The 22,794-nt window shown below is 58.0% G+C and carries 18 protein-coding genes and 1 pseudogene; 11 read left to right on the forward strand and 8 right to left on the reverse strand.

The window, feature by feature from the left end:
* Positions 1-16: 16 nt before the first annotated feature.
* From HZ995_RS12175 to cueR, 4 genes and pseudogenes are all read left to right on the forward strand, one after another.
* A complete protein-coding gene (locus HZ995_RS12175; protein ID WP_209355920.1) occupies positions 17-1,003 on the forward strand; it encodes a sterol desaturase family protein in 987 nt (328 codons plus the stop codon).
* Positions 1,004-1,009: 6 nt separating this feature from the next.
* A complete protein-coding gene (locus HZ995_RS12180) occupies positions 1,010-1,858 on the forward strand; it encodes a 3-methyl-2-oxobutanoate hydroxymethyltransferase (RefSeq protein WP_209355921.1) in 849 nt (282 codons plus the stop codon).
* Between the two features lie 72 nt (positions 1,859-1,930).
* A pseudogene (locus HZ995_RS12185) lies at positions 1,931-4,185 on the forward strand (heavy metal translocating P-type ATPase); the annotation flags it as partial.
* The gene (cueR, locus tag HZ995_RS12190; RefSeq protein WP_209355922.1) at positions 4,182-4,568 is read left to right on the forward strand and encodes a Cu(I)-responsive transcriptional regulator; all 387 of its coding nucleotides are present in this window, start codon (positions 4,182-4,184) and stop codon (positions 4,566-4,568) included. The pseudogene HZ995_RS12185 and the gene cueR, both read left to right, overlap by 4 nt.
* Here cueR and HZ995_RS12195 read toward each other — a convergent pair.
* Both HZ995_RS12195 and nrtS read right to left on the reverse strand, forming a co-directional pair.
* The gene (locus HZ995_RS12195; protein ID WP_209355923.1) at positions 4,565-6,199 is read right to left on the reverse strand and encodes a sulfatase-like hydrolase/transferase; all 1,635 of its coding nucleotides are present in this window, start codon (positions 6,197-6,199) and stop codon (positions 4,565-4,567) included. The genes cueR and HZ995_RS12195 overlap by 4 nt on opposite strands.
* A 72-nt stretch (positions 6,200-6,271) precedes the next feature.
* Entirely contained in the window at positions 6,272-6,520 is a 249-nt protein-coding gene (gene nrtS / locus HZ995_RS12200) for a nitrate/nitrite transporter NrtS (protein WP_209355924.1), read from the reverse strand.
* 171 nt (positions 6,521-6,691) lie between these two features.
* Between nrtS and HZ995_RS12205 the strand changes: the two genes are divergently transcribed.
* The 7 genes from HZ995_RS12205 to glpK all read left to right on the forward strand — a co-directional run bounded on the left by HZ995_RS12205 (position 6,692) and on the right by glpK (position 16,874).
* The gene (locus tag HZ995_RS12205) at positions 6,692-7,558 is read left to right on the forward strand and encodes a ribokinase (protein ID WP_209355925.1); all 867 of its coding nucleotides are present in this window, start codon (positions 6,692-6,694) and stop codon (positions 7,556-7,558) included.
* 429 nt (positions 7,559-7,987) lie between these two features.
* Positions 7,988-9,304 carry a nucleotide sugar dehydrogenase gene (locus HZ995_RS12210; RefSeq protein ID WP_209355926.1) on the forward strand — a complete coding sequence of 439 codons (1,317 nt, stop codon included), beginning with the start codon at positions 7,988-7,990 and terminating at the stop codon, positions 9,302-9,304.
* A gap of 308 nt (positions 9,305-9,612) precedes the next feature.
* The gene (locus HZ995_RS12215; protein WP_209355927.1) at positions 9,613-10,584 is read left to right on the forward strand and encodes an alginate lyase family protein; all 972 of its coding nucleotides are present in this window, start codon (positions 9,613-9,615) and stop codon (positions 10,582-10,584) included.
* A gap of 64 nt (positions 10,585-10,648) precedes the next feature.
* The gene (locus tag HZ995_RS12220; RefSeq protein WP_209355928.1) at positions 10,649-11,263 is read left to right on the forward strand and encodes a response regulator transcription factor; all 615 of its coding nucleotides are present in this window, start codon (positions 10,649-10,651) and stop codon (positions 11,261-11,263) included.
* Between the two features lie 89 nt (positions 11,264-11,352).
* Entirely contained in the window at positions 11,353-13,149 is a 1,797-nt protein-coding gene (locus tag HZ995_RS12225) for an ABC transporter transmembrane domain-containing protein (RefSeq protein WP_209355929.1), read from the forward strand.
* A 224-nt stretch (positions 13,150-13,373) separates the two neighbouring features.
* On the forward strand, positions 13,374-15,251 hold the full coding sequence (locus HZ995_RS12230; RefSeq protein WP_209355930.1) for an acyl-CoA synthetase: 1,878 nt from the start codon (positions 13,374-13,376) through the stop codon (positions 15,249-15,251).
* Between the two features lie 135 nt (positions 15,252-15,386).
* Positions 15,387-16,874, forward strand: a complete 1,488-nt coding sequence (gene glpK, locus HZ995_RS12235) for a glycerol kinase GlpK (RefSeq protein WP_209355931.1) — start codon at positions 15,387-15,389, stop codon at positions 16,872-16,874.
* A 25-nt stretch (positions 16,875-16,899) separates the two neighbouring features.
* Here the strand turns inward: glpK and dtd are convergent, their stop codons facing one another.
* Genes dtd through HZ995_RS12265 form a run of 6 tightly spaced genes read right to left on the reverse strand, consistent with a single transcriptional unit; the run spans position 16,900 to position 22,675 of the window.
* Entirely contained in the window at positions 16,900-17,349 is a 450-nt protein-coding gene (gene dtd, locus HZ995_RS12240) for a D-aminoacyl-tRNA deacylase (protein WP_209355932.1), read from the reverse strand.
* A 9-nt stretch (positions 17,350-17,358) separates the two neighbouring features.
* Positions 17,359-18,486, reverse strand: a complete 1,128-nt coding sequence (locus HZ995_RS12245) for a TFIIB-type zinc finger domain-containing protein (protein ID WP_209355933.1) — start codon at positions 18,484-18,486, stop codon at positions 17,359-17,361.
* The gene (locus HZ995_RS12250; protein ID WP_209355934.1) at positions 18,487-19,617 is read right to left on the reverse strand and encodes an SPFH domain-containing protein; all 1,131 of its coding nucleotides are present in this window, start codon (positions 19,615-19,617) and stop codon (positions 18,487-18,489) included. It abuts the gene before it with no gap.
* 10 nt (positions 19,618-19,627) lie between these two features.
* Positions 19,628-20,563 carry a DUF2927 domain-containing protein gene (locus HZ995_RS12255; protein ID WP_245168660.1) on the reverse strand — a complete coding sequence of 312 codons (936 nt, stop codon included), beginning with the start codon at positions 20,561-20,563 and terminating at the stop codon, positions 19,628-19,630.
* A gap of 3 nt (positions 20,564-20,566) precedes the next feature.
* Positions 20,567-21,760: a toxic anion resistance protein gene (locus HZ995_RS12260; RefSeq protein ID WP_209355936.1), complete on the reverse strand. Its 1,194-nt coding sequence runs from the start codon at positions 21,758-21,760 to the stop codon at positions 20,567-20,569.
* Positions 21,761-21,784: 24 nt separating this feature from the next.
* On the reverse strand, positions 21,785-22,675 hold the full coding sequence (locus HZ995_RS12265) for a 5-bromo-4-chloroindolyl phosphate hydrolysis family protein (RefSeq protein ID WP_209355937.1): 891 nt from the start codon (positions 22,673-22,675) through the stop codon (positions 21,785-21,787).
* Between the last annotated feature and the right edge of the window lie 119 nt (positions 22,676-22,794).

Here is a 22,794-nt window from a genome sequence, read left to right on the forward strand (position 1 = left end):
CCATGGAGGAGGAGACATGACCGCAACAGATCCAGAAAGCGACCGCTGGCATTATCGGCCAGACCATCTGGTGCCGCTAAATCCGCTGTTCAGCTGGCCGCCCAGCCCCCGCGCCGTGTGGAACTGGTATAGCGGGGCGTGGTTGCAAATCACGGCATTGACGCTTTGCATGGTCATGGCGCTGGTCATCTATTTTGCCGTTTTGCCGCCGCTTGAAACGATGCAGAGCTTCGCCTTTGGCTGGATGTTCCGCATCTGGCTGATCAATATGGTGGCCCAGACCTTGGTGGCCGGCACCCTACATTGGTGGCTTTATATCCGCAAAGGTCAGGACATGAAGACCAAGTTCGACCGGCGCGATCTGACGCGGAACAACGGGGTCTTTACCTTCAACAATCAGGTCTATGACAATATCTTCTGGACGCTCGGCAGCGCGATGACGGTGGCGACCGTCTATCAATGGGTCATCTGGTGGGCGATGGCGAATGGCTTTGTGGCGACGGTGACCTTTGCGGAAAATCCGATCTGGTGTGTTGTCTGGATGGCTTTCATTCCCATGTGGTCAGGCCTGCACTTTTACTGGGTGCACCGGCTGTCCCATCACCCGAAGCTCTATAAATACGTCCACGCTGTGCATCACCGGAACGTCAATGTCGGGCCGTGGTCGGGGATTTCGAACCATTGGTACGAAAACATCCTCTACTTCACGACCTATTTCATCCATCTGATCGTGCCCAGCCATCCGCTGCACCTGCTGTTTCACAATATGTTCCAACAGGTTAGCCCGATCCTGTCGCATTCAGGGTTCGAAAAGCTGATCGTAAAGGAAAGCGAGGCAGCGCGGTCCGGGGATTTCTTCCATCAGCTGCATCACCGCTATTTCGAGTGCAATTACGGAACCTCGGAAATCCCCTTTGACCGCTGGTTTGGCACCTATCACGACGGCACCGCCGAGGCGACGACGCGGACGCGGGCCTTCAAGAAACAGATGTACACAAAGTGAGCGCCCATGAAACGGATCTATGATTTTAGCCGCAGCCCCGCCGAGCGGAACTACACCATCGCCGATCTGCAGGCATTGAAGGGCTCGGGCAAAAAGCTCTCGATGTCCAATCCCGCCAATGCCGACGAGCTACGCGCCTGTATCGAGGCGGGGATCGACCTTTTGGTAGTCTGGGAGAGCCAGATCGAAGAGGTCCGCCAAATCGCACCGACGCATTTCGCTGGCGTCGGCTCGACCTGGGCGCAGTTCGGCTCGGCGCAAGAAATCATGGACCATGCCTTTGATATGATGCGCAAAGGCGGGGACATGTATTATACGCTCCGGTCTTTTGACGTGATGGAGATGCTCGCCAAGGAAGGCATTCCGGTGCAAAGCCACATCGGCCTGATCCCGACCTTCAGCCACTATTGCGGAGGTCTGCGTGGCTTTGGCCGCAAGGCAGATGAGGCGATGGAAATCTACAAGACGCTGAAACGCATGGAAGACGTGGGCGTCTTTGCGGTTGAGGCCGAATGCATCGCCGAAGAGGTACTTGAGGCGGTGAATGGCAAGACCTCGATCGTGACCTTCTCGCTGGGATCGGGCATGGCGGGCGATGTGATTATGTCCTTCGTGGCGGATGTCTGCGGTGAGGCCAGCGAAGAAGACACGCCCCCCAAACACGCCCATGCCTTTGGCAATGTGGGGCGCTTGCACAAGCAAATCCACGAAGAACGTGTCGCAGCCCTTGGTGAATTCCACCGCGAAGTCGTGGCCGAGAATTTCCCCTATGCCAGCACCAACATCGGCATGCATGCAGGGGAAAAAGAGAAATTCCTCGAGGCTTTGGACAAATGGACGCCCACGCATCAGTAAAGGCCCCTTGACCTTCCAGTAACTGGAGGCCCTATTTAGCCATGGACGTCACTCAATGAGGATCCCATGGCGCAGGCAGCGCGTGTGCAAATTGATATCACCGGTATGAACTGCGGCTCTTGCGTTGGCCGGGTAGAGCGGGCTCTGGCCGCTGTGCCAGATGTTGCGGAGGCTTCGGTCAATCTTGCGAACGAAAGCGCATTGGTGTCGCTTGCCTCCCAAGGTCATGTGGATCGGGTGCTCGCGGCTTTAAAAGAGGCGGGCTACCCCGGAAGCGTCCGTCAGGCAGAAGCGCCGAGACGGGATAAATCTGAGGAAATTGAAAACCTTAGGCGGTCGGTCATCCTGGCGGCAATTCTGGCTGCGCCGGTGTTCTTTGCCGAAATGGGCGGGCATCTCTATCCACCTTTGCACCATTGGATTGCTGCCAACATCGGGCTTGGGACGTCTCACGTCCTTCAATTTCTGCTGGCCGCGCTCATCCTTATTGGGCCGGGGCGTCAGTTCTATCAGCTTGGTATCCCATCCCTCTTGAAGGGGGCGCCAGACATGAATGCTTTGGTGGCGCTCGGCACTTTGGCGGCCTTTGGGTTTTCTGTGGTGGCCACCTTCGCGCCGTCGGTTTTGCCTGCTGGAAGCGCCAATGTGTATTATGAGGCTGCTGCCGTCATCGTGGTTTTGATCCTGTTTGGTCGCTACCTTGAGGCCCGCGCCAAGGGCCGCGCCGGAGATGCCATCGCCGAATTGGTCGGCCTCACCCCCAAAACCGCGCGCGTTTTGCGAGGGGGGGGCATAAGGATGTCCCAATTGCTGACATCGCAGTCGGAGACCTGCTGCAAGCCCGCCCGGGTGAGCGGATCGCCGTGGATGGCGTGGTGACGGATGGCAGCTCTTACGTGGATGAGGCCATGTTGACCGGAGAACCTTTGCCCGCTGCCAAGGGCGTAGGTGATGACGTGATCGCGGGCACTATAAACGGTCAGGGCGTTCTGACCTATCGCGCCGAAAAGATCGGGGCAGAGACAGTTCTGGCGCGGATTGTTGCGATGGTCGAAGAGGCGCAGGGGGCGAAGCTGCCCATACAGGCCTTGGTGGATCGCATCACGCTGTGGTTTGTTCCCGCGATCATCGGAGTGACCGTGGTCACGTTTGGGATCTGGCTGCTCTTCGGTCCGTCTCCGTCCCTCATCCCAGCGATAGTGGCGTCGGTGTCGGTTCTGATTATTGCCTGCCCCTGCGCGATGGGGTTGGCGACGCCCACCTCGATTGTCGTCGGAACGGGGCGGGCCGCGCAGTGGCACGTTCTTTTTCGGCGCGGAGATGCGCTGCAGCGCTTGCAGAATGTAGATGTTGTGGCCCTGGACAAAACCGGGACGTTGACGATGGGGCGTCCTGAAGTGTCGGGAATTTTCGTGGTAGAAGGTCTGGAGGAAGACGAGGTCCTGAAGGTCGCAGCCTCTGTCGAGCAACATTCAGAACACCCGCTTGCGCGTGCGATTGTCGATGCGGCGCAGGCGCGAGGTCTTGCGTTGTGTCGATCCACCGTTGTGACCGCACATACAGGACGCGGTATCGAAGCACGCACGGATGAGCATCACATTCACTTGGGATCAGGCCGTTTTATGGCAGACATCGGGGCCAGCACGCAGGACTTTGAGCAGCAGGCTCAAGCTGCGACGCTTGCGGGGCAAACTCCGATCTTTCTTGCGGTGGCGGGGTGCTGTCTCGCCCTCATTCTCGTGTCTGATCAACTGCGAGACACGACCCCTGCGGCGATTGGAAACCTCAAGGCGCGTGGCCTGGAGGTGGTTATGATCACCGGCGACACAGAGGCGACGGCTCAGGCAATCGCGCGGGACCTCGGCATCGATCGCGTCATTGCGGGCGTGCTGCCCGAGGGGAAATCAGAGGCCATCCGTGCGCTGCAAGCAGGCCAACGCTCTGTGGCCTTCGTGGGAGACGGTATCAATGACGCACCCGCTTTGGCGCAAGCTGACGTGGGGATTGCGATTGGGACAGGGACCGACGTGGCGATTGAAACCGCTGACGTGGTTCTGATGTCGCCGGATATGAACGGAGTGATCAATGCGCTGGACGTCAGCAAGACCACCATGCGCAACATTCGCCAGAACCTTGGCTGGGCCTTTGGCTATAACGTCTTGCTGATCCCCGTGGCGGCAGGCGTTCTTGTGCCCTTCGGAGGGCCGCTTTTGTCGCCCATGCTTGCGGCTGGCGCGATGGCGCTGTCCAGCGTCTTTGTCGTCACCAATGCGCTGCGGTTGCGCCTGCTGCGCCCCGCGCTGCCCTCGAAAGGAGCCCTGTCATGAACATCGGACAAGTTGCGAAGTCCTCGGGGATCCCGGTGAAGACCATTCGCTACTACGAAGAGATCGGCTTTATCCGCCCGGATCGCGACGCCAATGGCTATCGGAATTTCGACGACAGAGACCTGCATAAGCTGGCCTTTATCGGTCGCGCGCGGTCTTTGGGGTTCACCATCGAGGAATGTCGCGCGCTTTTGGCGCTATATGAAGACCAATCCCGCGCCAGTGCCGACGTAAAACGCCTTGCCATGGATCACCTGAAGGACATCGACGCCAAGATCGCCGCGCTGAAATCCATGCGGGACACGCTGTCTGACCTTGTGACCTCTTGCGCGGGTGATGACCGTCCCGATTGTCCGATCCTGAATGATCTTGCAGGGCGCTAATCAGGCCGTTTTGGCGCGGGGCCCACGTATTTCTGGATCCACTCTTCAGGCACCTCAGAGCCATCATAGAGGAACGGCAAAATCCCGCGCCGTCCGCTTTTGCCGCGCATGGCTTTGATGTCGTCCTCAGATTTCGTCACCCGCTGCGACAAGCGCCGCCCCCATTGCGCGAGATAGCCATAAAGCCGGTCAATCTCGGCCTGATGCGTGTCGGTTTTGGCGAGGTCATGGAATTCCTCGGGGTCGGTTTCTAGGTCAAACAGCATAGGGCGGAAGCCACCCTCGGCGTGGATCAGTTTAAACCGCCCGTCAAAGACCATGAACAGCCGCGCATCCCGTGGCTCGAGCCCCAGCTTCACACAGACAGAGGTCGCCGAAAAATCATATTCGCTGATCGCAAAGTCGCGCCAATCGGGCGCCTCCCCATGCAGCCAGGGGGTTAAGGCGCGTCCCTCTAGGATGTGATCCGCCACTTTGCCTCCAGCGGCTTCGACAAAGGTCGGCGCGAGGTCGATGGATTCCACCAAAGCGTCACAGATCGTGCCTCGCGTTGCGTCAGCCTGTCGACGTGGGTCATAGACAATGAGAGGCACCTTTACGGACTGCTCGTGGAACAGTTCCTTCTCGCCCATCCAGTGATCGCCTAGATAGTCGCCATGATCAGAGGTCAGCACGATCATCGTGTCTTTCATGCGATCGGTTTGTTCCAAATAGTCCAGCAAGCGCCCAAGCTGATCATCGCATTGCTTGATCAGCCCCATATAGGCAGGGATGACCTTTTGGCGGACCTCATCACGCTGAAATGCGCTTGAGATCGCGTTCTGCATATAGGCCCCATAGACCGGATGCGCATCCTCGCGTTCGACATCATGGCGCAGAGGCATTGGCACGTGATTTTCGCCATACATATCGTGATAGGGCGCGGGCACGATGAAGGGCCAATGGGGTTTGATATAGCTGACATGAGCGCACCATGGCCCCTCGGCCTGTTCGATGAAATCAATGGTGCGGTCGGTCAGCCAGGGCGTCTCGCTGTGTTCCTCGCGAATGTTGGCAGGCTTGTCGGCATTTTCGAACATCCAGCCCGAGGCGATCTGGCCGTCTGTGACACCTGCATTGGCAAAATCCGCCCAAGGGTTTTCGCCTTCATAGCCCTGCGCCTTAAGGTATTCATTATAGGGGCTGCGTTTCTCGTCATAGAACCCGTCAGGCCCATAGCCCCATAGCCCATCGTCTCTGATCCAGACGTCAAACCCGCATTCCGCCTGCCGCGCGCCGATCACAGAGTCAGGCGCAAGGCCCAGCCGCGCCATACCCTCGGCATCGGCCTTCATATGGGTCTTGCCGATGAGCCAACAGCCCATCCCCGCCTTGCGCAGATGATCGCCCATGGTCAGCTCCCCGACCCGCAGGGGATAGCCATTCCACGCCGCTCCATGGGACGAGACATAGCGACCCGTATAGCTGCTCATGCGCGACGAGCCACAGATGGGCGACTGAATATAAGCATTGGAAAAGCGCACGCCCATCGCCGCCACACGGTCGAAATTCGGGGTTTGCAGATGCGGATGGCCCGCACAGCTTAGGTAATCAAACCGCAACTGATCATACATGATGTAAAGGATGTTCATGCTCTGAGGGCCTCATATCTGCGCGGCTTTGACCGCCTTGGGCCAAGTCCTAACATTTGAGCGTGCCCGAGGCTACTGCGCCTCGCGCATGCGCTCACGGATCGTCAGGACCGCAGAATAGCTCGAGACACAATAGGGCACCAAATAGGTCATCAGGATTTTGATCACGACCTCTGAAGAGATATCGCCAGAAATCAACCTGTCCCCATGGTTGATAATCGCCAAGATCGTGCCAACCACCAAAGCAATCATCGCAGCGCGGCGCATGACGGCACGCCGCGTGCAAAGGGCGATCAGGCTTGGCTCTTGGTCGGTGGTCATAACTCTGTCCCTGTGGTCTATTGCCAATCTATGGCAAGCCGCGCGCCGTGGCACCAGCCACTTTCCGGTGAACCTGGCGGAATTTACAAAGACTGCTTCGCCCAAAGCGCAATTGTCAGGCAGCTTGCTTCATGGCATGCAACATATTCGGCCCACCCCAAGGAGCGCAGGATGACCGTCTATAATCTGGGATCTATCAATATCGATCACGTCTACACGATGGAGGACTTCCCGCGCCCTGGCCAAACCCTCAGCGCGGAGAGCATGGTCACGAACCTCGGTGGCAAGGGTTTGAACATTTCAGTGGCGCTTAACCGGGCGGGTGCAGATGCGCGCCATATCGGGGCTGTTGGGGCAGGGGATGCACTGGTGCAGACGCTGCTCGCGCCGTTTGACCTGAAACTGGACAGTGTCGCCTTGCTTGAGGATCCCACGGGCCATGCCATTATCTATCTGGACAAGACCCGCGAAAATCAGATCGTGATCTTTCCGGGTGCCAATGGGGCGATCACGCGGGCGCATGTCGAGGCCTCTTTGGCGGATGCAGGCCCGGGTGACTGGCTGGTGCTGCAAAACGAAACCAACGCCAATGAGATCGGCCTCGCGGTCGCGCGCGCCAAGGGTATGAAGGTCGCGCTTGTGGCCGCGCCCTTTGACGACAGCATGCCCGATCTGATGCGCCGGGTGGATCTGGTGTCGGTCAACGAAGAGGAACTGCGCGATTTTGAGGCCGCCATGGGCGGATCCTTCCGCGATCACCGCGACATGTCTTTCCTAGTGACCTATGGGGCTGAGGGCGCTGAATTCGTCTCTGGTGATGAAACGCACCGGGTGGACGCCCACAAGGTTCAGGTTGCCGACACAACCGGAGCGGGTGATACCTTCTTTGGCGGTTTCATGGCGCATTATGCGGCTGGTGCGAGTGTCCCAGAGGCTCTGGAGTTCGCCTCGGCGATGGCGGCCTTACAAGTCCAAGCGCTGGGCGCGGCGGTGGCCATTCCGGCGCGCGATGATGTTTTGGCCTTCTTAAAAGGTTAAAATCGCGGCTTCCGCCCGTTCAAAATGCAGGCGGGTTCATCCACAGTTGGGTGAGTCTCTGTCTTGGGGCATCTGCGCCCAATTAACCTGCCCAAATGGTTAACTGTTGCGGATTTTGGGTACAGGCTCAGAGCCTTCTGCCACTGTTTCCAGTATTGTAACACAAGGCGAAAAAAACTCTGACGCGATCTGCGGGGCTCGTCAAATATCGGTCATAGATATTAATGCACTGTGAACAAGTTAAATTAAATAAAAACAATATTTTAAGTCGAATTTCCGCCTGTCCGCTATGCCTGCCCGCCACAATTGCTGACAGCGTGTAGGCAAAACCCCTACAACGTCCCGTTTTTTCCCGACTTATCGGCGTGCCGTGCCAGCGCCACGCTTTCCTCAAGTCTGGTTAATCGCCTCAAGAGGATTTCTCTAAAAATGGCTCGAATTAGTGTATTTGGAATTGGGTATGTTGGCGCAGTTGCGGCCGCGTGTTTGGTGCGTGATGGCCATAAGGTGATCGCGGTTGATGTCGACGAAGACAAGGTAGACCTGATCAACCGAGGACAATCTCCGATTGTAGAGGAAGGTCTTGGCGCGCTGATTGCAAAAGGCATCGACAGTGACCGGCTTTTTGCCACCAGTGACGCGAGTTTTGCCATTGATCAAACCGACGTCAGCCTGGTTTGCGTGGGCACGCCCAGTGATCCGAGCGGCGCATTGGATCTGACCTATATCAAAGAGGTCAGCCGCCAGATCGGCCAGGAAATGCGTGAAAAAGAGACACTGCATTCTGTGATCCTGCGCTCCACTGTCTTGCCCGGCACGTCTGAGGACATCTGTATTCCTCTGATCGAGCGCCATTCCGGCAAAACCGTGGGGCGCGGCTTTGGCTTTGGCTACTATCCGGAATTTCTGCGCGAGGGCAGCGCGATTGAGGATTATGACGATGCGGGTCTTGTGGTCTTTGGCGCGTTGGATGAGGCGACGCGGAACTTCCTGCATATGGTGAACGCGACACAGGACTGCTGCCTGCATGAGGTCGGACTGCGCACCGCCGAGATGGTGAAGTATACCTCTAACAGCTGGCGTGCGACCAAAGTCACATTTGCCAATGAAATCGGCAATATTTCAAAGGCTTGCGGCCTTGATGGGCAAGAAGTGATGGATGTGCTGTGCGCCGACCACAAAGTCTCGATGTCGCCGAAATTTCTGCGTCCGGGCTTTGCCTTTGGAGGCTCTTGCCTGCCCAAGGATATCCGCGCGTTGAAACATCTCGCGGATCGCACGCAAACGCCGACACCGCTTTTGAGCGCGGTTCTGGATGCCAATGACGCGCAGGTGGCGCGGGCGGAACGTATGGTGCGAGACTCTGGCGCGCGCCACGTCGGTTTTGTCGGCATTTCCTTTAAGCCTGGCACCGATGATCTGCGCGAGAGCCCTCTGGTCGAGCTGGCCGCGCGGCTGGTGATGCAGGGTATCACTGTCTCGGTTTTTGATCCCTATGTGGCGCAATTGGCGGCGCAACAGGATGGCGATCCGTTTCGCAACAGCAAGCTGCCCTATCTGAAGCAGATGCTAGTGCAAGAGCTGCCCGCGCTGGTCGCGGCGACAGATGCGCTGGTGATCGGCAATTTCTATGCGGAAACCGTTGAAATTCTGGGGGCAGCCTCGGTGACCAAGCCCACGATCGATCTGACGCGCGTGAGGCGCGATATGGTCAGCACGGGCACCTATGAAGGCATCTGCTGGTAAGTCTTGATGCTGGGTCACGCGACATATCTCATGAGCCTTGCGCTTTTGGCGATCCTTGTCAGCGCGACGGATTTGTCTGGAGCACGCGAGGCATTTGTCGTGATCGGAGCGCTCGGGATCTGGCGCTATAGCTGGGCCGTGTTGAATTTCTCCCGCGCCATTTGGTTTCGTCGGGTCGCTTACCCGCGCCGCAAGGCGCGCGCGCGCGGCTTATGCCGAACGCGGCCGCCCCGCGCGGGCACATTTTCTGGTGACTTCTTACCGTATCCCCACCGACGTCACCCTTCGCGTCTAACCGAGTCATTGTGATGCGCTTCCTTTGGGTTCTGTTTCTCGTGGTCGCGAGTCCCTTGGTTGCATGTCCGGATTTTGCCGATGTGCCCAGATCACTCAGCTATCCAAGCCCCTACGTGGCAGGAGATCCGACAAAATCTCAGATTTCAAAGTCGCAACATGCGCAGATGAAAGCTGCGGTGGCACCTATAGATGACGCGCTGCAGGCTTTGGCGCGTGTTGCAGACGATTTACCAGATCCAGACGCACAGCGGTGTTTGACATCGCACTTGCAGCACTGGGCGCAGCAGGATGGGCTTGCAGAGCTTCAGACACTGCAGGCCCGTTTGACAATCGGCGCGCGTCTTGCCGGTTTTGCCATCCTCGCGCGGCGCTTGAAGGCGGCTGGCGCGATAGAGGCTGACTTGAGAGATATCTCGCAATGGCTTTCACGACTTGCTCGAGCGCAGGTGTCATTTTGGGAAGCCGAAGCCCCACCTTTGGCCCGTAAGGGCAACTTGCGGGCTTGGGCCAGCTTAGCGGTTTGGCTGATCGGAGAGCTACAGGGATCAACGATTTTGATGGAGTGGGCCAGGGCCGGACAAGCGCAAGTCATTTGCGCCGCAAACACGGATGGCAGCCTGCCAATCGAGATGCGTCGCGGGCAATTTAGTTTACATTATCAACTGCATGCGGTTGCGCCGCTTGTTGTCTTGGCCGCGTTTCAAAAACAGGCACAGCGGCCTGCGCCGTGCGAGGCGGCGCTACGGCGCGCGGTGGAATATGCACTCTCTGATATAAAGACTGGTTCAAAAACCGCGGCTCGCACAGGCGTAGTTCAGAGTTACTTCAATGGAACGGAAACGCTTGCGCCACATGAACTCGCTTGGATTGAGGCATACCTGACGCTTGAGGCCTCGGGGCCTGCATTTAAGCTTGCGCGTGATTTGCGCCCGCTACGCGCTTCAAAACTCGGAGGAAATCAGACCAAACTCTGGGGTCATTAACGGATCATAAAGAATTTCCTGAGACTTTTAGAAAAACAATAAGAGCAGTTTTAGGAAGTTATTTGTGCAAACGGTTTTAATCATAGATCGGAATCCGTCTTTGGCAGAGGCTCTGGCCGCACAGCTTTCAGTGCCAGGTGAACGGAGCTGCATGGGGGCGGCTTCGGACAACCCAATCGCCCGCATTCGTGAGGCAGAGGTCGATCTGGTTATTCTGGATCCCTGCGATCTAGAGGAGGATCTGGAGCAGTTTTGCACAACGCTTCTGAATGGTTCCGGGAAACCTCGGTTGCTGTCCTATAGTTTCACGGTCTCACGCCCTGCGATCCAAGAGGCCTTAGGGGCAGGGTTTCACGGCTGCATGTCAAAATACTCGACCCTCATCCAGCTAGAGGTAGCGATTGCAGCGGTGCTTGGGGGCGGCGTTTACTTTGACCCGAGGTTCGCGGAACTTTTGTGGCCCGCTCAGAATAAATTGCCCGACGATGTGCTGAGCCTGCGTGAGAAGGAAGTGCTGGTGCGCACAGCCAAGGGGCTTGCGAGCAAGCAAATCGCGATGGATCTGGAAATCAGTGCCAAGACGGTCGAAACCTACAAGGCGCGCGCGGTGCAGAAACTGGGGCTGTCTGATCGCTCCAAGGTATTTGATTATGCGCTAGAGCAGGGCTGGATCAACTAAGCTGCTTCCAATTGGCGCGCTGGCCCATTGCCTCTTGACCCGCGTCCGCTTTGTGACCACTTACGCTTGCACCAGCAAGCGAGGACTCTATGGCGCGCCAACCCACCCCCTATGCCAGCGACGAAGAGCGCGAGAAATCCAAGCGTATCGGCGCCTTGCGCGAACTTGCGCCATTTCTGGCCCCTTATAAGTGGCTTGTTTTCTTTGCGGGTGTCGCGCTGGTTCTGACAGCCAGCGTGTCGCTTGTGCTGCCAATAGCGGTGCGCCGCGTGGTGGACAATTTCAACACGGCCAATGCGGAACTATTGAACAGCTATTTCCTTGCCGCGATTGGCGTCGCTGGCTTGCTCGCTGTGGGTACGGCGCTGCGCTATATGCTCGTGACGAAACTGGGCGAAAGCGTTGTCGCTGATATCCGCAAAGCAGTGTTTGACCGCGTGATCGGCATGAGCCCCGCCTTTTATGAACGCATCATGACCGGCGAAGTCCTTTCTCGGATCACGACGGACACCACACTGATCCTGTCGGTCATCGGCAGCTCGATCTCGGTGGCCTTGCGCAATGTTCTGATCTTTGCGGGCGGTCTGGTCCTGATGCTTTGGACCTCGGCCAAGCTGACGGGCCTTGTTTTGCTGATCGTGCCCTTGGTCATTGTGCCGATTGTGGTGCTGGGCCGCCGCCTGCGCGTGATCAGCCGCGAGAACCAGGACAAGATCGCTGAAAGCTCTGGCAACGCCTCTGAGGCCTTGCTGGCCGTCCAAACCGTGCAGGCCTTCACCCACGAGGCGCAGTCTCGCAAGAGCTTCTCGGATGTGACGGACCAGTCCCTTGTGGCAGCCTATAAACGGATCACGACCCGCGCCGTCATGACAATGATCGTGATTTTCCTGATCTTCTCTGGCGTGGTCGGCGTTTTGTGGATCGGCGCCAATGACGTGCGCACAGATGTCATGAGCGCCGGTGCTTTGATCCAATTCGTGATCTATGCGGTGATGGTCGCGGGCTCTGTCGCGGCCCTGTCGGAAATCTGGGGAGAGCTGCAACGCGCAGCGGGCGCGACTGAGCGTCTGGTGGAACTCTTGCAAGTCGAAGACCGCGTGCAAGATCCCCAAGCGGCCAAATCCTTGCCGAAACCCGCGCGCGGCCAGATCGACTTTGATGCGGTCAGCTTCAACTACCCCGCGCGCCCCGATATCCCGGCGCTTAAGGACGTCACCCTGTCCATTCAGCCCGGAGAAACCGTGGCCTTTGTCGGCCCCTCTGGTGCGGGAAAAACTACGATCATCCAGATGCTGCAGCGCTTCTATGATCCTCTGGCGGGCGAGATCCGCATTGACGATGTGGCGTTGACCGATATGGAGCGCTCCGATTTCCGCTCGGAAATCGCGCTGGTGCCGCAGGATCCTGTGATCTTTGCAACCACCGCCCGCGAAAACATCCGCTTTGGACGCCCCGAGGCGACAGACGCAGACGTCGATGCCGCCGCCAAAGCCGCCGCGGCCTATGACTTTATCTCGGCTCTGCCCGAGGGTTTTGACAGCTATGTCGGCGAACGCGGCGTGATGTTGTCTGGCGGTCAAAAGCAACGCATCGCCATTGCGCGCGCCATCCTGCGCGATGCGCCGATCCTTTTGCTCGACGAAGCGACCTCGGCGCTGGATGCGGAAAGCGAACGACTGGTGCAGCAGGCCGTCGATGGCCTATCTAAGGACCGCACGACGCTGATTGTGGCCCACCGTCTGGCGACCGTAAAGAAAGCCGACCGCATTATCGTCATGGAGGCCGGTCAGATCGTCGCGCAAGGCACGCATGCGGAATTGGTCGCCCAAGGCGGGCTTTACGCGAAACTGGCGCGTTTGCAATTTACAGCCGACGACGCCGCTTAATCGCGAATTTTCGGACTTTCGCACCGCGCGGCTCTTTAGATTTGTTGCGCGGTGCCTAAATCTCTGTAACCCTGTGAAAAGAGGGGCGTCGGGCAAACCGACGCAGCGTCTTTTGTCAGATCGGCCAAGGTTGACCCAAAGGTAACCTTGATCCGCAAAAGTCGCATATGGTGAAAGTCCAAGGCGCGCAAACGTCTAAGAATAGGGCGCTAGGGGAGGAATATATGAGTTTCGACAATATTGGTGACATCCAGCAGATCAACGCAACGCCGCTTGCGGATCGCAATCTGCCCACCACCATCCACGAGATGCTGCTGCGGTCCAAAGAGACCCACGGCAGTCGTCGCGCGGTCAGCTATCAGATCACCTCTGGCCCCAAAGACAAGGCCGAGACCATCACCTGGTCCGAGTTCTATGACAAATCCGTACAGGCCGCGAACCTGTTCCGCAGCCTGGGCGTCGGGGAAAACGATGCGGTGGCGTATATTACGCCCAACACCAATGAGACGCTCTATACGCTCTTTGGGGGCATGATCGCGGGTATCGCAAACCCGATTAACCCGCTTCTGGATCCTGAACAGATCGCAGGCATCCTGCGTGAGACCGGCTGTAAGGTCGTTGTGACCATCAAGGCCTTCCCCAAGACCGACGTGCCTCAGAAAGTGGCCGAGGCGATTGCCATGGCACCCGACGTGCATACGGTTCTGGAAATCGACATGCTGCGCTATCTGACACCGCCCAAAAGCTGGATCGTGCCGCTGATCCGTCCGAAAAACCCAGTGACCCACAAAGCCAAGGTGCTGGATTTCGTCACCGAGATGAACAAGCACAATAAAACGCTGGATTTTGCCGACAGCACCGGCGACCGCGTTGGCGCTTATTTCCACACCGGTGGTACCACCGGCACGCCGAAAGTAGCACAACACCAATATAGCGGCATGATTTACAACGGCTGGATCGGCAATCATCTGTTGTTCACTGATGAGGACAACATCATGTGTCCTCTGCCGCTGTTTCACGTCTTTGCGGTCCACGTGATCATGATGGCTGCCATTCAGGCGGGCTCTCATGTGGTCTTCCCAACGCCTGCGGGCTATCGCGGTGATGGGGTGTTTGATAACTTCTGGAAGTTGATCGAACGCTGGAAGATCTCGTTCATCATCACCGTTCCTACGGCGGTTGCCGCTCTGATGCAGCGCGAAGTGAACGCGGATATCTCCTCGGTCAAAACGGCCTTCTCAGGCTCGGCCCCAATGCCGATGGAGCTGTTCAAACGTTTTGAGAGCGTGTCTGACGTGGCCATCGTCGAAGGCTATGGCCTGACCGAAGCCACGACGCTTGTGTCCTGTAACCCTCCGGGTGGTGAGAAGAAAGTCGGCTCGGTCGGCGTGCCGCTGCCCTATGTGGACGTCAAGATTTACAACACCGACGCAGACGGCAAACCGGTGGACGTGCCGAACAATGAGATCGGCGAGATCTGTGTCTCTAGCCCCGGTGTCTATGTAGGCAACACCTATACTGAGGCCGAGAAAAACGCAGACCTTTATCATGGCGACTACCTGCGCACCGGCGACTTGGGTCGTATTGATGAGGACGGCTATGTCTGGATCACGGGCCGCGCCAAAGATCTGATCATCCGCGGTGGTCACAACATCGACCCGGCCGAGATCGAAGAGGCATTGGTGCAGCATCCCGCTGTTGCCGTGACCGGCGCCATCGGTCAGCCCGACGCCTATGCTGGTGAGATCCCCTGCGTCTACGTCGAGCTGGTTGAGGGCGCATCTGCGACTGTTGACGAGTTGATGGAACACTGCAAATCCACGGTCATGGAAAAAGCAGCGATGCCGAAATACGTCGAGATCCTGCCAGAGGTGCCAAAGACTGCGGTTGGCAAGGTCTTTAAGCCCGATCTGCGGAAAATGGCGATCGAGCGGATCTATAACGAGGCGCTTGAGGCGGCGGGCTCACCGGCGCGCGTGGTGAGCGTTTCGGATGACAAGAAACGCGGCCTCGTGGCGCAAATTCAGCGCAATGACGCGACTGAAGAAGACATGACCCGCATCCTTGGCGCCTTCACACGTCCGTGGGAGTGGGCCGCATAAGGGCTCGCAGATATTTTGCGACAAGGGCGAAGGTCGATGCGGCCTTCGCCCTTTTCTTTTGAATTTGTTCGCGCTAACGGTTTTGGATCAGCGAAATCACACGCGCGTATGTGCTTGTTCCAATAGGTGAAACTCATGACCCATATCCTCGCAATCGACCAAGGCACCACCTCTACACGGGCGATCATCTTTGATGCGGATATGAAGATCACTGCGGTGGCGCAGGAAGAGTTCAAACAACATTTTCCGGCCTCTGGCTGGGTGGAACACGCGCCAGAGGATCTGTGGGACACGACGTTGTCGACCTGCACAGCGGTGTTGGAAAAGGCTGGGTTGGCCGCAACTGACGTCACTGCAATCGGCATCACCAACCAGCGCGAGACGACGTTGGTCTGGGACCGCGCAACGGGCAAGCCTGTGCACAAGGCGATTGTCTGGCAGGACCGGCGGACAGCCGACACTTGCCGTGCTTTGAAAGAGGCTGGGCATGAAGAGCTGGTGACTGATGTCACCGGGCTTTTGCTGGATCCCTATTTCTCGTCCACCAAGATCAAGTGGATTTTGGATCAAGACGACACCCTGCGCGACCGCGCGCGGGCAGGGGAGCTGGCCTTTGGCACCGTGGACACTTGGGTCATCTGGAACCTCACCGGCGGCGCTCGCCATGTGACGGACGCGACCAATGCGGCCCGCACGATGCTTTATGACATCCACAAAGGGAAGTGGAGCAGCCGCATCTGTGATTTGCTTGATATTCCTATGGAAATGCTGCCCGAAGTCCTGGATTGCGCCGCTGATTTCGGCGTGACCGATGCGGGTATTCTGGGCGCAGAGATCCCAATTCTTGGTGTCGCAGGCGATCAGCAGGCCGCCACCATCGGGCAGGCTTGTTTTGAGCCGGGCATGATGAAATCCACCTATGGCACCGGCTGTTTCGCCCTAATGAACACCGGCGGCATGTCGGTGAAATCTCACAACCGTTTGTTAACCACCATCGCCTATCAATTAGACGGCAAAACGACCTATGCGCTGGAAGGCGCGATCTTTATCGCGGGCGCTGTGGTGCAATGGCTGCGTGATGGGTTGGGGATTATCGAGGATGCCAAGGAAACGCAGGCTTTGGCGGAACAGGCAGATCCCGCGCAGGATTTGGTGCTGGTACCTGCCTTTGTTGGTCTCGGCGCGCCTTATTGGGCGCCGGATTGCCGCGGCGCGGTCTTTGGGCTGACCCGCGGCTCTGGTCCTGCGGAATTCGCCCGCGCGGCGTTGGAAAGCGTCGGCTATCAGACCCGTGATTTAATGGAGGCCATGAAAGGCGACATGGGCGAACGCGCGCAATCCGGCGTGTTGCGCGTGGATGGTGGCATGACGGCGAGCGATTGGACGATGCAATTCCTCTCCGACATCATCGGCGCACCTGTAGACCGCCCAGAGGTGCTCGAGAGCACCGCGACCGGCGCTGCCTGGCTCGCGGGCATGCGGGCAGGGGTCTATCCATCGATGGAAGATTTCGCGAAATCCTGGGCGCGGGATCGGCAATTTGAGCCTGCGATGGATCGCGACACGCGGGATGCGAAATATGCAGGCTGGAAAAAGGCTGTGGATGCGACTTTGTCGGTCTAACGGAGTGGTGGGGTGAAACCCCAACCTACGACCATTGATCGGTGTCCATCCAGATCGTCACGGGGCCGTCGTTTAGCAGAGAGACCTTCATATCCGCCCCAAAGCGCCCTTTGGCGACAGGTATGCCTGTTTTGGCTAGTTGGTCGGCAAAGAACTCATAGAATCTATTGCCTTCCTCTGGCCCGCACGCAGTTGAAAACCCGGGCCGATTGCCGCTTTTGGTGTCTGCCGCGAGGGTAAACTGGCTAACCACCAAAGCAGATCCGCCAATATCCAGAACAGACTTGTTCATCTTGCCTGCCTCATCCTGAAAAATCCGCAGTTTGCTGATTTTTCCGGCCAGCTTCACGGCTTCAGCCTCGCTATCCCCGCGCATCGCGCAGATCAGCACCAAGAGGCCTTGGCCAATCTCGCCAACAACTTCACCGTCCACTCGAACAGAGGCCTCAGAGACCCGCTGGATCAAAGCTCGCATATCTCTACCTTATTGATTTTGCGCCACAAAATAGCCGATTACACCCGCAAAAATCAGCCCCAAAACAACGGCAAAGCCGATCTTCCAGGCGGACCAAGGCCGCTCGCCCTGAACCCGTCCGGTGCGGCCGTTCACGACAAAGCGATAGGTCTCGCCGCGATATTTATAGGCAGCCATCCAGACTGGCAGCAGGATATGTTTGAACGTCACATCCGAGATCGTGGTGTCCACGTCATGCACACGCTGGCGATCCCCGCCGATGTCAAATTTCACGTCCCGCAGGATCACGCGGTCCATATGGGCGCGGGCCTCAACAAAGCCTTCATCCAGCTCCACCGCATAGGCTTCGGCGCGGAAACCGGCGAGGAACTCCGGGCGGTATGGCTCCAACGCGGCCAGGTCCCAAGGCGCAAGCGCATCGGTGTATTTCTTGGGCAGGCTTCGCGACGCCAGCACAAGCACATCGTCAAAAAACCGCGCCACGCGACCCGAGACTGCGCGCCAGCGGACTTTGACCTCGCTGATGGTCTCGGTCTTGCCATTGCGCGTCACAGTGCGGTTGACGCGATACTCGGTGCCGCGCTCGCCGCGATAGCTGGATTTCGTGTCTGCATCAAAGGTCCAATAGGGCACATAGATGCCGTCCATCTTGCGACCCTTGCGTGCGTATTCCTGCAAGCCATTGGGGGCAAACCACAATTTACCAAGCCAGTCTTCCATCGCCTTGTGGGCGGAACGCTCGTTCAGGTGAAACGGCAGCACGCCACGGGGTTTGATATGACGGTGCGTGCCGGTGTCGGTGACCACGGGTGTGGCGCAAAACGGGCATTCCTTGGAATGGGTGACCGAGTCAAATTCCACCTGTGCGGCGCAGTTCGGGCATTTGGAGACCCGCGTTTCTTCGATCTCTTGCGCGGGCAGCTGGTTCTCGATCGCGCGGCGGAAATCCAGTTCCTTGATCGAACCTTTCCACGGCCCGACCTCGTCGATCTGGCTTTCATTGCCGCAATGGTCACAGACCAGTTTCGAGGCCGCCGGATCAAACCGAAAATCCGCTCCGCAATTGTCGCAAGGAAAACGGTGCTGGCTGCTCGGCGTGGCCGGTGCAGCGGGCGGTGGGGGAGGGGTGTCCTGCATTTATGCGCCCGGTGGAGGCGGTGGCGGCATGATGGTGAAAAGCTGCGCGAGCTCGGCCACGTCTTCGGCCTTTTTCCAGCCGTCTTGGCCTGCCGTCCAAACATAGGTCTCGCGCGTCAGCCCGCCTTCTTCGGCCATACGTCCGAGGCGCGCCTTGGAAAACGGCCCGGAGGTCTGCCCATTTTCCGCAATGTGCCACACATGCTCCACGGGCGGAGGCGGCGGGGCCGGTGCCGCCGCAGAAGGCGCCGTCGCCTGACCCGCCGCACCCCAAGGTCCGGAATTTGTGGCACCGGTCGCCATCGCGCCCATCTGCATGCCAAGTGCTGCGCCCATGCCGGCTTCCATTGCACCACCTGCCATGCCGCCTTGACCCAGGGCTTCGGCGGCTTTCCATTTCATGTGGTCATTGAGGTTACCCGCGATACCACGCGAGGTGCGGTCGTCGAGAGCCGCTTCAACAGCAGGCGGTAAGCTAATGTTTTCAATATAAAGTTCAGGGATCGACAGCCCGTATTGCGCAACCACAGGATCAATCGCCTCAGCAACGATCTTGCCAAATTCGCCCGTATTCGCCGCCATATCCAAAACCGGAATACCCGAGCCCGCGATGACCTTCGAGAACTCCTGCACGATGATGTTGCGGATCTGGAAAGAGATCTCGTCCATGGTGAATTCACCATCGGTCCCAACGATCTCGGTCAGGAAACGCGCAGGGTCAGTCACGCGAATCGAATAGGTGCCATAGGAGCGCAGACGCACCGGCCCAAATTCCGGATCCCGCGCCATTATCGGGTTTTTGGTGCCCCATTTCAGGTCGTTAAAACGTGTTGTGTTGACGAAGTAGATCTCGGATTTGAAAGGGCTTTTGAAGCCGTGATCCCAATGCTGCAACGTGGTCATGATCGGCATGTTGTTGGTCTCAAGCATATAAAGACCAGGCGTGAACACATCCGCCAATTGCCCTTCATGCACAAAGACGGCGGCCTGGCCTTCGCGGACCGTCAGCTTGGCGCCATATTTGATCTCGTGGCCCTCGCGTTCAAACCGCCAGACCATCGTGTCGCGCGTGTCATCGACCCAATGGATGACGTCGATAAACTCTCCGGTCAGAAAATCAAAAATACCCATGGGATCTCCTTTAGGTTTCGGCCCCGTCGCCCATTTTTTCGCGGGCGAGGGTTTGAACGATTGGTCGGGCCTCGGCTGCACTCATGCCGATGCGCAACCGAGGGTCATATAGCATAGCCAAGAGCGCTTCGTCATGGCTGGTGAGCAGGGCGAACTCGTCGTCATCGTTGAAAATAGACGGCCGCGCAAAGGGGCTGTCGTTCACGATGCCCAGCCCTTGCGCGATTTCCTCGTGATAGCAGGAGCGGCGCAGCAAATCAGGGTGTTCTGCACGCACAACGGCGACGGCCGATAGGATACGAGGGGCAGGGCCTTCGGCGTGGCTGACGACCACCAAACAATGTGTGGCGCGCGGCGGAGAAATGATCTGGGCCAGCGCCGAAGCACTCAGGCTGGGCAGCAGGGCGCGAATGCGCGCCGTCATGGCGCTTTTGTCGTCTTCGCCGATCACGAGAATATGGAAATTCGGACGCAAGCGGCCCGCAGAGATCGGATGGCCTGTGATGCGAGACAGGCGTCCCGCGTATTCGCGGATCATTGCCGTATCCTGGGCGCGGATCTCGTCACTGACGCTCGGGCCATATTCGACATTGATGCGCACCGGTTGATCCCAGCGGCTCAGCAGCCGTTCCTGACCCGTGCCACGCTGCACCCGCGTTCCAATGGTGTGTTCGTCATAAAACGTCACCTTCTCGAAGTTTCGGGCAAGCATGGCTGAGGTATAAGGCGTATCCGGCCCGCCACCATCGACCCGCAAGAGGCCGCGTACCAGAAGGTCACTTTCCACGCGCTGGTAATAGCGCGCCATATCCGCACTCTTGAGGCTTTGTTTCGGGCCCTGAGGTGCAGAAGTGGATGGCGGCACCGGTTGCGCAACCGGAACGAGCTGACAGGCCGCGAGGCCTGCCATGAGGGCAAAAGCCGTTATGCGTTTGAAAACACGCACCAATTAGCCAGCAGAAGTCCCGACGGTGTCGCCCAAGCCAGTCTTTTTGGCCTTAGCCGCCGCAAGGGTCTCGCGCAGTTCGGATTCCATCTTTTTCAGCTCTTCCTCGGCTTCGGCACGTTTGGCTTTGCCTTCGTCCGCGATCTGCAGGCTTTCCTCAATCGTGCCGATCAGGTCCGCATTCGCCTGTTTCACCGCCTCGATATCAAAGACACCGCGTTCCATTTCCTCGCGGATCATCTTGTTGCTCTCGCGCAGGTTCGCGGCGTTGGCGGTCAGAAGCTCGTTGGTCAGGTCATTGGCGTCACGCACCGCAGCGGCGGCCTCAGCCGAGCGTTGAATAGTCACCGCCTGCGCCAGTTGGGTTTCCCAAAGCGGCACGGTGTTGACCAAAGTCGAGTTGATCTTGGTGACCAAGGATTTATCGTTTTCCTGCACCAGACGGATCGAGGGCAGGGACTGCATCGTCACCTGACGGGTCAGTTTCAGATCGTGCACCCGGCGTTCCAGATCATCGCGCGCGGCGCGCAGGTCGCGCAATTCCTGCGCCACCATGACCTTGTCTTTTTCCTCAGCGGCCTCGACCGCAGCCTCTTTCGCGGGAATGTCATTGGCATCCAGATCCGCGATCTTGGCTTCGCCAGCGGCAATATACAGCGCCAGCTCGTCATAGAAGTTCAGCGTCTTTTCATAGAGCAGATCGAGGGACTTGATGTCCTTCATCAGCGTGTGCTCGTGATCCAGAAGGTTGTCGGTGATCCGGTCGATCTGGCCTTGGACTTCTTCAAACCGTGCGGTGAATTTCGCAAATGGCGCGGCGCGGCCCAACAGTTTCTCCCAGAAACTGGTCTTGCGGCGTGTGTCGAGTTCGCTGACAGAGAACCCACGGATCGTCGTCACGATATCGCGCAGGCTGTCACCCGCAGGGCCTACGTCCTTGTTGCGCACACCGTCCAGCATGGATTGGCTGATGGTCTGCAATTCCGCCTGTGCGGCAGAGCCGAAGGACACGATGGAATTCGTGTCGCTCATGTCGAGTTCCGCGATGCGTTTGGTGATCTCTGCAGAGGTCGCTTTATCGGCCTGTTCCAGCGGCACAATCTCGGTTGACTGTGCGGGTTCCGGCAGGATCACGGCGTTGATAGCTTCGACTTCGGCCAGCGCGGCCTCGGCTTTTTGACGAACAGTGTCAGACATTAAAATTCCCTCGTTTACAGTGTGTTACGCATCGTCGCGGATGCCTTCGCGTTGCAACCTTTCGCGCAACACATCGATTTCGACCGTCAGGTCAGAATGGTCATTCATTAGGAGCTTCTGAGTGCGAGAGGCAAAGTTTTGCTCCAGATCATCCAGCAGAGCCTCATAGTCCGCACGGGCCTGAGCGTCTCGGTTGCGCGCATAGATGTCAGAAAACTTCGCGGTGGCGTCACGTGCACCTTTCAAATAGACCGACAGATATTTGCGCGCAGAACTCAGATCACGCGGGTCGTCTTCGATGGTGCGAAAGAGATCCCGCGCGGTGGTGCCAAACTGCGCAACTCGGCGTTCTAAGGCGCGGTCTCCGGCACGAAGAATGGATTCCTTCATAGCCTCAAGATGCTTTTCCGCCTCATCCACAGCCCGCGCGACACGGTCTGTCTGAAAGGTGTCGATGCCATCCATCCCTTTGTCGCGCATGGGGTCCAGCCCAAAGGCAAAGCTGTGCAGAACCGCGCCCAGAACCGCAAAGATCACCGCATCAATCAGCCCATGACCCGCAATGCCAACCAGACCAAGTCCCACGCCCGTCATAACAGATCCTGCCAGCTTGCGCGGCATGGCCGGACGCCTTGCGACTTTGCGCGCCTCATAGGCTTCTTCGGCAATCAGGCCTTCACGGGTCAGCCAGCCCGCCAAGAGCAGCACACCAAGGGCTGCCAGATATTGCGCCATGACAATGGGCTCAGAGGTGAAGGCCTTCCAGATCAAGGGCAGAGGCGCGATGAACAGAAGGTTGACGCGAAATCCGACCTTGCTGCGTTTCGCGTTTTGAAAGCCGCCCTTGGGTGTCGACGCCGCCGCAGTGTCGCGCGCACCGTCAGGGCTGAATTTACCACCATATCGCTGAGCCATCACGCACCTCCTGTGAAAGAGACGTAAAGGATCAATATGACAAGCAGCACAAAGGACAGGCGCTGCAATCCATTTGCTGACATTAACAATTTACCCCCAAGAACCTTTGTCAAAAATCT

Origin of the sequence: Cognatishimia activa (assembly GCF_017798205.1) — a bacterium.
In the GTDB taxonomy this organism is placed as follows: domain Bacteria; phylum Pseudomonadota; class Alphaproteobacteria; order Rhodobacterales; family Rhodobacteraceae; genus Cognatishimia; species Cognatishimia activa_A.